Consider the following 10968-nt stretch of genomic DNA (forward strand, 5'->3'; position numbering starts at 1 on the left):
CTTAGAAAAGAGTTCCGCAAAAGAGACTATTACATTCAGAATATTATCAAACAAAAAAGGCCTTTTCAGCTAAGAAGAGATCAAGGAAAAACCTCCCTTTTTTAAATCTTCCCAATAACTTGGATACGATTTAGAAACTACTGAAGGATTTTGAATTTTCATCTTACCAATTATTAAAGAAGCCGGAGCAAAAGCCATGGCCATTCGGTGATCCTGATAAGTTTGAATATGTGGCGGTTCTGTTATTTCTTCTTTCGCACCATTCCATACTAGATTGTCAACATTATTGGTTGAAAAAACAAAGCCTAGTTTTCGTGCCTCCTTAATCATGGCATTAATTCGGTCTGTCTCCTTGATCTTCAACGTATGAAGACCCTTCAAGTGAAAAGGAACATCCAAACAGGCACAGGTCACAGCAAATGTTTGGGCCAGATCGGGTTGGTCGGTAAAATCATATTCAAACCGTTCCACCGATTTACCTGACTTAGTGAGCTCTATACCACCGTCAATAAATTTATGATTAACCCCCAACGGCACAAAAAGGTCAGCCACTCTGGCGTCGCCCTGTAAACTGTTTTGTTTTAGTCCTTTTAAAATAATCTTTGTGCCAAGCTTACTCAAAGCTGCTATCTGGAACCAATAAGAAGCGGCACTCCAATCGGCTTCGACCGTGACCTGTTCCGGAGGTATCATGGTTTGCTCAGGAACAGAAATAACGTTCGCATTCCATTCTGCCTTTACTCCATATTGTTCCAATAATTTAAGAGTAAGTAAAATGTAAGGTTTGGAAGTAATATCGCCAATAAGCTTCAAAATGATACCGTCTTTTACAACAGGAGCAATCATCAACAAAGCAGAGATATATTGACTGCTGATATTGCCGGGTAATTCAATGGTTTTACCTTGCAATGCACTGCCAAAGATCCGAAGAGGGGGATATCCCTCCTTTTCCATATATTCAATTTTAGCACCCAATTGTCGCAAAGCATCCACCAAAACGCCGATAGGTCTTTCTTTCATACGCTCACTTCCGGTAATCACCCATTCACCAACGATACGAGATAAAAAAGCCGTTAAAAAGCGCATAGTAGTTCCTGCGGCACCCACATTGAAAAAAGAAGCATTAGAATGGAGCGAAGTATAAAGAGCCCGCGTATCATCACTATCGGAAAGATTTTTAATTGGCCGGGCACTGTATGATATAGCATTAAGAATCAATAATCGATTACTAATGCTTTTGGATGAAGGCAATTCTATGGTTACTGTTTTCTTTTCTTTTGGGGGTATAATTACTAATGATTCCATCGTTTTTTAGTTTCGAGTATCAAGCCCTAATATTACAAACAGTTCTTATCATGTTAGTTATTGTAAGGATATTTCCATAATTTTCCTGGAAATCATCAACTATCCACAATCTATTCCACCAATTAAAGACTTAGCGCTGTTTTTATTTCTTCTTTACTGCAATCTACGTTAATGACCGGCTCGCCCACCTTATCCAAAAGGGTAAAGTTAATTCTTTCGCCTATATTCTTTTTGTCATGAAGCATCAACGCGTAAAGGTCTTCAAAATCAGATTCTCCAAAAGGGTGGAAACCATAGAGCTTGTTAATATAATCTTCGACCTTTTTGCGCACCGAGGACGGAAATCCCAATTTATTTTCGGCCATACGAAGTTCAACGATCATTCCCCATGCAACAGCAAAACCATGAAGAACAGGCCTTCCTTTTTTCATTGATAAACTTTCAAAGGCATGCCCCACAGTATGTCCTAAATTTAAGGCCTTTCTAATACCACCTTCCAGAGGATCACTATCAACGTAACGGTCTTTGACCAATACCGATTCAGCAACCAATGCCGAAAGTTTGTCCGAAGAGATATCAGACAAAGTAATTTTAAGCAATCTGTCAAGAGCTTCAGGTTTATCAATAAGAGCATGCTTAATCATCTCTGCATATCCTGAAAGAAGGTTATGCTGATCAAGCGTGTTAAGAAAAGGTGTATAAATTAAGACCATTTCAGCTTGTCGAAATGCACCAATCTCATTTTTAAAACCATTAAAATTTATTCCCGTTTTACCACCTACCGAGGCATCCACCATAGAGAGCAAAGTGGTAGGTATGTTAATAAAAGGAATTCCTCTTTTATAAGTAGCGGCAGCAAAGCCTCCCAAGTCGCAAGGCATACCTCCCCCCAAATTTATAAGAAGCGAATGTCGAGTTGCACCTCTCTCTGAGAGAAACCGCCATACCGAAGATAGGGATTCAATATTTTTAAAGTCATCGCCGGCATTAATCCTACAAGTGCGCTCAGCCGAAACACCCTTAACATCCTTAATGAAGTTAAAACAATGACGAAAAGTATGCTCATCGGCAAGGACAAAAATTTTGTCGGGAGCAATATTCTTAATAAGCTGTTCCAGATCGGACTTAGGATCGTCACAAAGAGAAACAGAGGCCGATTTTGAAGGTATTGGTCGCATGCTCAAAATAATATTAATTAGTAAGATTGTTGCAAAAATAAGGTTTTTTTTGTGTCTGAACTTTTTATCTTTGTTCAGCACAAAGACAATTTAAAGTTATTTGGAAATGATCTCGAATAAAAAAGAATCAAACAAGGCCTTGATAATTTTTACCGGAACATGGACGCTGCTAATAATAATATTTGCTCTTTCATTTTCGGAAGTTATCACCATTCCAATGTGGTCACAACTTTTAATCCTCGGCTTAATAGCACTTTCGGGTCTTTTCTTTTATTTAGGAGGCTTTTTCTTTATTCAAATTGAAGTTGAAAACAATAAAAATTTACTGGTAAAACATTATAATCTTTTTCCAATAGGGAGAAAATTTAAAGCATTTAAAATTCCGTTGCATCAAATTTATCGACATGAGATAAAATCAAAAATGGCAGGCCTTTTTTACTGGTTAACCATTTACCAAAGAATGCAAGGTGGGATAGCCAAATATCCTCCAGTAGGTCTATCGGCTACAAACAAAAAGAACAGACTCAAAATAGACCAATACCTTTCTAAATTAGAGAAATAATGCTCAACATAATCATTAAGTATTGTCAGAGAATTTACAACCGAAATTTATATGCTTTATTGTACCAACAAAGGGGCATGACCAGAAAAGTTAGCCTTAAATATTAGTTCAGCCAAGCGAGTTACTTTGGACCAATTGGTAAAAAATTAACTAGTAAGAAACTAAAATATTAAACGCCCAGCGCGAAAATGTCAGGTTAAATATGGGAAAACGTTGTTTTATTGCTCTGTTTATTTTATTGTTAGGCATAAAATCAAACTCTTTTGCCCAATATAATAAGCAACGATGGATTATCAGCCCCAAAATTTCTTTTGCCGATTATTCAGACAAGAATAACTATGAAAACTATTCAATTAGCAAAATACCACCCTTATCTTTTTTTGTGGAAAAAGGACTCAATTCTTTTTTTAGTGCAGGAGGATTTATAGGATACAAAAGAGACAAATATGTTAATGATACTATATCAACCAATGTTTTAAAATATCGCACATATACAACGGGGGCAGTAGCCACCATACATTATGCCAAATGGATTGAAAGATTAAGCGGTTATTCCATATTTTTAGGTGATTTTGATCTATATATCTCAGGGGCCATGCAAATGGCCTTTAACAAGACGGAAGAGAAACATGTTTGGGATTCAGAAACCGGGCAATACAAAGACCTCCCCATAAAGAAGGATATAGATTTTAGAATTCGCCCGATATTTGGCATTCGCTATTTTTTAACCGATCGATTTTGCATGTTATTGGAAGTGGGTCGAGGAAATCCGGGAATGGTTACTACCGGTGTTTCCTGGTTCATTGAGTAAAATTTTGTTTTACTTTATCGCAACCAATCCAGGCAAAATATCGTGGATCAAAGTTTGTTAAAATACCGGATTGCCTTAAGCCTAATCAAAGGGATAGGCCCAAAGCTGGCTCGTAATTTAATAGCTTACCTAAAATCAGAAGCCGCTTTTTTCGAAGAAAAATTACCCACTCTTCGAAAAGTACCGGGTATTGGGCCCACATTGGAACAATTGCTTCGCAACATTGATCGAAAAAGCTTATTAAATCAAGCTGAGGAAGAATGTCTTTTTATACAAAAGCACCACATAACTCCGATATTTTTTTCAGATCAAGACTATCCACGTCGCCTTTCTTATTGTGATGATGCCCCACTGATGCTTTATATCAAGGGGAAAAAATGCTACGATGCTGCACGAACTATCGCCATAGTTGGGACGCGGACACCAACAGACGAAGGGTTGGAGTTATGTGAAAAATTAGTAAGTGACCTTGCCGAACGACATCCCGGAACCGTTATTGTCAGCGGTTTGGCATACGGAATTGATGTATGTGCCCATAAAACTGCCCTTAAAAAACATTTACCTACTATTGGTGTATTAGGTCACGGACTAGACCGCATATATCCATTTATGCATCGACAAATAGCTCGTGAAATGTTAGGAGAAGGGGCGCTGATAACCGAATTTAGAAGCAAAACTAAGCCGGATCGCCATAACTTTGTTCAACGCAACCGCATTATTGCCGGACTCTCGGATGCAGTAGTGGTGGTTCAATCGGCCGTTAAAGGCGGAGCTTTAATAACCGCACAATTGGCTTCAGATTATAATAGAGACGTTTTGGCCTTTCCCGGACGGCCCAGTGATACTTACTCTAAAGGGTGCAATTATTTAATTAAATCAAATGTTGCAGCCTTAATTGAGTCAGCCGAAGACCTTGAATATATTTTAGGATGGGAGCCAGGAGTCCAACATCCTGAATCAGTACAAGGCAACTTATTTACCACTTTAGATAGTGAAGAACAACAAAAGGTTATGGAAACCTTAATGGCCGAAAAAGAATTAAACATGAATATCTTAAGCCTTAAATGCGGCATCCCTGTAAGCAAATTATCTTCTATTCTACTTGAATTGGAATTTAAAGGATTAGTAAAAAGTAAGCCCGGTGGTATTTACCGAGCGATTTTGTCTTCCTGACCAGAAATAATCAATAGCAAGGACAGGTAATCTGAAGAACTAAAAAAAACGGGCATAACCAAATAAGTTTGTCGAAACAAGAACATGTATAAATAGGCAGAAGTGCCCAGGCAGAAGGCAGAAGAAGTCAATAGTCATTAGTAAACAGTCATTAGTGTTGGTTTCACTTGAGATATTGACCAATCACAAAAATAAATTATTTTAAATGCCACTCTCCCAATAAATTAGATTAAAATTATACAAATAAACGACAAGGTTCAAAAAATCCTTATTTGGAATAAACCAAAATAATGTGGTATGACCCTCTTTTTTCTCGCATCTCTTTTGTACTTTTGTTCATTAATCACACAATTTGCTGAGGTTCCATTTGCTTATAATGAAATGGGCATGACCAAAAAGGTTTGTCACGACAAGAACATGTATAAATAGGCAGAAGTGCACAGGCAGAAGGCAGAAGAAGTGGTTAGTCATTAGTCAACAAGTGGTTAGTATTCAATAACCAATGACTAACTTTAAAAACTAATAATTCAATAAAATAAGTAAATTTTATACGAATGAAACGAGCATGGCGACTTTTTGCCACAAAAGTACATGTATAAAAACTAAGGCAGAAGTGCACAGGCAGAAGGCAGAAGAAGTGATTAGTCATTAGTCAACAAGTGGTTAGTGTTGAATAACTAATGACTAACGACTAATCACTAATGACTAATTTTAAGCACCAATAGTTCAATGAAATAAGTAAATTTTATAAGGATGAAACAAACACTTAATGGTGAAAACGGATACGCTAAAATTGAATCGTTCGATGATAAAATAACGTCCCAGCTCAGTTATCATTATTCGGAAATTCTCAAACTTATAGGTGAAGATATAACACGCGAGGGTTTGGAAAAAACTCCATTACGGGTAGCCAAAGCACTTCAGTTTCTTACTCAGGGTTATAATATGGATCCAGAGAAAATTATCCGCTCAGCCATGTTTAAAGAAGACTACCAACAAATGGTAGTTGTAAAGGATATAGAACTATACAGCATGTGCGAGCACCATATGCTACCCTTTTTTGGCAAAGCTCATGTTGCATATATACCCAGACATCACATCACAGGCCTGAGCAAAATTGCCCGAGTAGTAGAAGCCTACGCTCGTCGGTTGCAAGTACAAGAACGATTAACGACCCAAATTAAAGAATGTATTCACAAAACGCTTAATCCGCTAGGCGTGGCTGTAGTCATTGAAGCCCAGCATATGTGCATGCAAATGAGGGGCGTACAAAAACAACATTCAGTAACCACTACATCTGATTTTACAGGTGCTTTTCTGAAGAATATGGCCACGCGCGAAGAGTTCTTCAATATAATAGGCTCTTCACTTCACTAGATTTGTTTCATCAAATTCAAAAGTAGCGTATTTGGCAGAAAAAGCTGCAAAAAAACCCAACCCACCATTTGTTATATTCCCTTCAGCATTAGCAGGAGGGCCACTAAACAAAGGATATCTGAATCGATTCTCCTCCTGAACGGCCTCAATGAATTCAAAATACTCTTTAGTTATTCCACACATTTGAAGAGTTATAACATCACCCACAGAAAACACTTCGTGATCTTCACTATCAGCGATCGATTGAACCCAAACACCATTGGCTACTCCTCCATCAAAAAACTGGTCGCTTACTACACTATATTCTCCTAACCGATCCGAAATTAAAGTACGGTTTTTAAAAATCCGAAATAAATAATAATCATCAGTATCAGGATTATCTTTAGCATAAAGCAATACTTTCCATACCTCCCATGAGTCATCATATACAATTCTAATTGAATCGGGCTGAGTTACCGAAGGCATATAACAGGAAGCTGAATATACTTCATCCTCGCCATCTCCATTAATGTCAACCTCTGAAATAAAAAGGCTATAAGTTTTTCCCGGTTGTCCAACAATACCTCCCAAAGAAATGTAATAGCCGGGATACTCATCTGATTCGGAGAGATACTCGTTTCGATCGCCATCGGAAAGCATAACTGTTGCACCCGAAACCGGAGGAGAAATGGTGTCTGACAAAAAAGGAATCGACTGGGTAAGCCTTACATAATGATATTCCTGGTCGCTCATAACCATGCCTTCTACAACTAGTCGTTTCGAAGTGGTTTCCAGTTCAATATCAATATATTCGGTACAGGAACTAAAAAATAGCAACAAACAAAAAGACAAGTTTTTTAAAAATAACATCACCCCGATACTACAATCTGTAAATTTATTTTTAAAATCGAGTCGATGTCTAACAATATATGCATTTTTGCTTCCGTCCATAACAATAATTAAAATTCAAATTTATAAGAAACAGAAGGAACTACAGAGAAAAGATAGGTTTTCTCTGCCCTAATTTTATAAGGATTCTCTTCGTCACTCACAAAATTAATTGCCCAGGCATTTTTTCGCCCATAAACGTTATAAATAGAAAAAATCCATTCTCCGCCTTTTTTGCCTCCCTTTTTGCTACGGAGAGTTAAAGATAAATCGAGTCGATGATAATCAGGCATTCGTTCACCATTTCTTTCAGAATATAAAGGGACCGATTCGCCGCTAACTTCATATCTTCCGACAGGCATTGTTACCGGTGCACCGGTATAATATACCCAATTACCTGAAACTGAAACACGCGAAGAAATACGGTAATTCATAAAAGCAGACAAATCATGAGTATGGTCATAATGTGAAAGATAAGGTCTTCCCTGATTGATATCGGGTGCAACGCGTTCCGATTTTAAAAAGGTATAACCTACCCAACCGTTAAAACGGATTGTATTCCATCTCGACATAATTTCAAATCCTCTAGCCCAGGCTTTACCCTGCCTTACCTCACTCTCGATAGTTTCGTTGAGAATTAGATCAGGATGATCTTTAAAATCGATAGTATTTTCCATCCACTTATTAAAAAATTCCACACTATTTTCGAAAACCCTATTTCTTGAAGAATGAAACAACCCCAGTGAGACTTGATCGGCTACTTGAGGTTTAACATTGGGTGAAGAAGGGAACCATACATCCAAAGGAGTAGATGATGTGGAATTGCTGGCTAGCTGGATATATTGGCGAGTACGGCTATAACTAAGTTTAGCCGACCATCGGGATGAGAACAGTATCGAAACCCCGGCCCGAGGTTCCAAACCATGGTATTCATTAAATATTTCTCCTGAAGAATAGTAAATAGTATCAACGACATTATAACTGTCATCAAATTTAAAAAGTTTCCCTTTACCAATATTCTGAAACAAAGAGTAGCGTAAGCCGAGTCTCAAAACAAGCCATGGGACCACTTCACTGGTATGACTAATATAAATACCATGTTCGAGCGAATTATTTCGAGGAAGTTTAATACTTTGGATCAAAGAATTTTCATCCATTGCGGAAACATCTCCCGGATCAATACGGTGATAAATGGTTCTGTTACCAAATCGAAAGGTTTGAGATGGATTAATATACCAGGAAAAATCAGCCCCCAACATATAATCATTAAACTGGGACACCCATTCCAAATCATCAATATCATTTTCGGTAGTCCCCAAAAAATAATCATATCTGCTCCTTACCAAAGTAAAATTGGCAAATAATGAAGGCGAAAAAACATGATTCCAGCGGAAAGTGAACGTAGTGTTTCCATAATCGAGTTGTGCCAATTTATCAGAGAACACATCTCGCCCGATATAACTACTCAAAAAAATTCTGTTTTTCTCGTTTACAATCCAATTAAATTTCAGATTAGCATCATAGAAATAGAGTTTATTATCATGAATTTCCTCATCAGGCGCAAGGGGTAAAAACAAATCCAAATAAGAACGTCTTCCACTCACAAAAAAAGATGATTTATCTTTAACCACAGGCCCCTCCAAGTTCAATCTACTGGAAATAAGTCCTATTCCTGCCGAACCTTTAACCTTTTTCATATTTCCTTCCTTGGTATGAACATCTAAAACGGATGATAACCGTCCCCCTTCCGACGCAGGGAAATCACCCTTGTATAAATCAATACTTTTCACTGCATCGTTATTAAAAACAGAGAAAAAACCCAACAAATGTCCGGCATTATACACAATAGCCTCATCCATAAGCAGTAAATTCTGATCAGGATTCCCTCCTCTAACGGTGAAATTACTTGAGCCCTCACTGGTAGCCGAAACTCCTGGTAACATTTGAATGGCTTTCATAGGATCGGTTTCCCCCATTAAAACAGGTATGGTACGTATAGAAGACGATTCCATTTTTTCGAGACCTATTAAAGGATAACGGGAAGAATGTACATTGCCTTCTCCTTTAATTTTCACTTCACCCAGCTCTTGTGTAATTGGTTCCAATTCAACAGTAATTACTGAACTCTCACCAACTTCCTTTTCAAGATTTTTGTATCCCAGAAAGCCAAATTGCAAAATTTGGTTTTCCCCCTCTATTTCTATAGAAAAATAACCATAAACATTAGTAACAGTTCCTTTTCCCGTCCCTTTAATAACAATTGTAGCACCAACCAACATTTCACCAGTCTCTCTATCTTTTACATACCCACTTACGGTCACCTTTTTTTGAAATGACCTATTTCCAAAAACATCAGCTATTGGGAAATACATGTAGAACCATGCAATTAAAAAAATATAATATCGCATATTCCGTTCATTCAATTGTAAATAATCTATTTCAGGGAGAATTACTCAACCATTTCGGATTGGGCTACAAAAGAAACTTAAATTTGTCATACCATACAAGTTCCATTAGGCCAATAAATTCAACAATCTTAACACCAACAGGCAAGAAAATCAAACTAATGAATTCACAATTTACGAATTACTTTTCTTTATACCCCTTAAAATTAAGATACAATAGGGGTAAATGTACAAAATATGGAAAGAATAACATTCATTAATTTAATATCCTAACAAAAGCAATGGCATAATTTTTGTTAAAATATCCTAACGTTTTTCATCTATAGCTACTTGTTTTTAAAGATAGCCTCCTGAAGTAATGATAAAAAAAACCACATGAAATAAGCCTAAAAATAAGTTTATCACATAAAGGTGTGCTTAAGCCTAAGCACTGTATTAAATATTAAGCCAGGAACAATATATAAGATAGCATCTTGCTGTCAGTGTAAAAAATAAATTCTTTAGATACCCCGAAAATAATTCTATCAATCCAACCTAAAAATAAAAACTATGAAAAAGAAACTATTTTACATCTCGGTAATTCTAATAACAAGCGTAATGATTTCGAGCCATACCTTAGCTCAAGATCGTTTTGCCTTGGGAATAAAAGCAGGCTACAATTCCTCCAAATTCCGGACCGACAATGCAGAAGACATAATAAAAGGTTCAGAAAATTATACTTTTCAGGATGCCAAAGAGGAAGCCAAAGCTGGACTTATGCTCGGTGCTTTCGCCCGCATCAGACTTATTAACAATTTATCATTTCAACCTGAAGTGCTATACGTGAAAAAAGGTGGGAAAACAACCACAACCACTACTTTGGGAAATGCCACCATCAATTCAACTTATCACACATGGGATATTCCATTGTTAGCTCACTTAAAATTATTGATTTAAAAATCTTTAATATTTACGGTCTTGGCGGTCCCGTAGCATCATTTACGTCCAAAGAGAAAAACAACTGGAACTCAAGCATTACAGATATTGAAGAATTTTCCGATAACATGAAAACAGCCCAGTGGAGTTTTCAGGCCGGCGGGGGTATTGAAATTGGAAAATTTAATCTGGACGTAAGATACTCTTGGGGTATAAATGATTCTTCCACAAAACTTGAAAGGGTAAACAATAACCTTACTTTTTCAATAGCCTATAAAATTTTAAACTTATAGGCAAATATTGATATTTAGAACTTAAACAAATTATTTAAAAACGGACCGGCCCTTATTTAATCCGGCCGGTCATATTTTATAA

10 protein-coding genes are annotated in these 10968 nt (G+C 37.0%); 6 read left to right on the forward strand and 4 right to left on the reverse strand.

The genetic code is table 11. The annotated features are described in order from the left end of the window. Positions 1–69 precede the first annotated feature (69 nt). Both BM130_RS05295 and aroB read right to left on the reverse strand, forming a co-directional pair. Positions 70–1305, reverse strand: coding sequence for a 3-phosphoshikimate 1-carboxyvinyltransferase (locus BM130_RS05295; RefSeq protein WP_010526277.1), 1236 nt, complete (start codon positions 1303–1305; stop codon positions 70–72). 122 nt (positions 1306–1427) lie between these two features. Then, a complete protein-coding gene (gene aroB, locus BM130_RS05300) occupies positions 1428–2483 on the reverse strand; it encodes a 3-dehydroquinate synthase (protein ID WP_052298946.1) in 1056 nt (351 codons plus the stop codon). 106 nt (positions 2484–2589) lie between these two features. Between aroB and BM130_RS05305 the strand changes: the two genes are divergently transcribed. From BM130_RS05305 to folE, 4 genes are all read left to right on the forward strand, one after another. Continuing rightward, positions 2590–3045 (forward strand): hypothetical protein, encoded by a 456-nt coding sequence (locus tag BM130_RS05305; protein WP_010526275.1) that lies wholly within the window; start codon positions 2590–2592, stop codon positions 3043–3045. Between the two features lie 202 nt (positions 3046–3247). Beyond that, positions 3248–3856: a hypothetical protein gene (locus BM130_RS05310; RefSeq protein WP_010526274.1), complete on the forward strand. Its 609-nt coding sequence runs from the start codon at positions 3248–3250 to the stop codon at positions 3854–3856. A 42-nt stretch (positions 3857–3898) separates the two neighbouring features. Then, positions 3899–5029 (forward strand): DNA-processing protein DprA, encoded by a 1131-nt coding sequence (dprA, locus tag BM130_RS05315; protein ID WP_010526273.1) that lies wholly within the window; start codon positions 3899–3901, stop codon positions 5027–5029. A 753-nt stretch (positions 5030–5782) separates the two neighbouring features. Beyond that, complete coding sequence (folE, locus tag BM130_RS05320) at positions 5783–6406, forward strand: GTP cyclohydrolase I FolE (protein WP_010526272.1); 624 nt, start codon at positions 5783–5785, stop codon at positions 6404–6406. Here the strand turns inward: folE and BM130_RS05325 are convergent. Both BM130_RS05325 and BM130_RS05330 read right to left on the reverse strand, forming a co-directional pair. Continuing rightward, the gene (locus tag BM130_RS05325; protein ID WP_237706075.1) at positions 6395–7225 is read right to left on the reverse strand and encodes a DUF4249 domain-containing protein; all 831 of its coding nucleotides are present in this window, start codon (positions 7223–7225) and stop codon (positions 6395–6397) included. The genes folE and BM130_RS05325 overlap by 12 nt on opposite strands. A 119-nt stretch (positions 7226–7344) precedes the next feature. After that, complete coding sequence (locus BM130_RS05330) at positions 7345–9681, reverse strand: TonB-dependent receptor (protein ID WP_010526270.1); 2337 nt, start codon at positions 9679–9681, stop codon at positions 7345–7347. A 546-nt stretch (positions 9682–10227) separates the two neighbouring features. Between BM130_RS05330 and BM130_RS15635 the strand changes: the two genes are divergently transcribed. Both BM130_RS15635 and BM130_RS15640 read left to right on the forward strand, forming a co-directional pair. After that, the gene (locus BM130_RS15635; protein ID WP_010526269.1) at positions 10228–10614 is read left to right on the forward strand and encodes an outer membrane beta-barrel protein; all 387 of its coding nucleotides are present in this window, start codon (positions 10228–10230) and stop codon (positions 10612–10614) included. Further along, on the forward strand, positions 10572–10886 hold the full coding sequence (locus BM130_RS15640) for an outer membrane beta-barrel protein (RefSeq protein ID WP_010526268.1): 315 nt from the start codon (positions 10572–10574) through the stop codon (positions 10884–10886). Before BM130_RS15635 ends, BM130_RS15640 begins: the two co-directional genes overlap by 43 nt. The last annotated feature ends 82 nt before the right edge of the window (positions 10887–10968 follow it).

This window comes from Thermophagus xiamenensis, from assembly GCF_900112795.1.
In the GTDB taxonomy this organism is placed as follows: Bacteria; Bacteroidota; Bacteroidia; order Bacteroidales; family Marinilabiliaceae; genus Thermophagus; species Thermophagus xiamenensis.

What these genes read in the sequence shown, in the direction of transcription:
- BM130_RS05295 (WP_010526277.1), bottom strand. Translation starts at nt 1,305, where the DNA reads ATGGAATCATTAGTAATTATACCCCCAAAAGAAAAGAAAACAGTAACC.
- aroB (WP_052298946.1), bottom strand. Translation starts at nt 2,483, where the DNA reads ATGCGACCAATACCTTCAAAATCGGCCTCTGTTTCTCTTTGTGACGAT.
- BM130_RS05305 (WP_010526275.1), top strand. Translation starts at nt 2,590, where the DNA reads ATGATCTCGAATAAAAAAGAATCAAACAAGGCCTTGATAATTTTTACC.
- BM130_RS05310 (WP_010526274.1), top strand. Translation starts at nt 3,248, where the DNA reads ATGGGAAAACGTTGTTTTATTGCTCTGTTTATTTTATTGTTAGGCATA.
- folE (WP_010526272.1), top strand. Translation starts at nt 5,783, where the DNA reads ATGAAACAAACACTTAATGGTGAAAACGGATACGCTAAAATTGAATCG.
- BM130_RS05330 (WP_010526270.1), bottom strand. Translation starts at nt 9,681, where the DNA reads ATGCGATATTATATTTTTTTAATTGCATGGTTCTACATGTATTTCCCA.
- BM130_RS15635 (WP_010526269.1), top strand. Translation starts at nt 10,228, where the DNA reads ATGAAAAAGAAACTATTTTACATCTCGGTAATTCTAATAACAAGCGTA.
- BM130_RS15640 (WP_010526268.1), top strand. Translation starts at nt 10,572, where the DNA reads ATGGGATATTCCATTGTTAGCTCACTTAAAATTATTGATTTAAAAATC.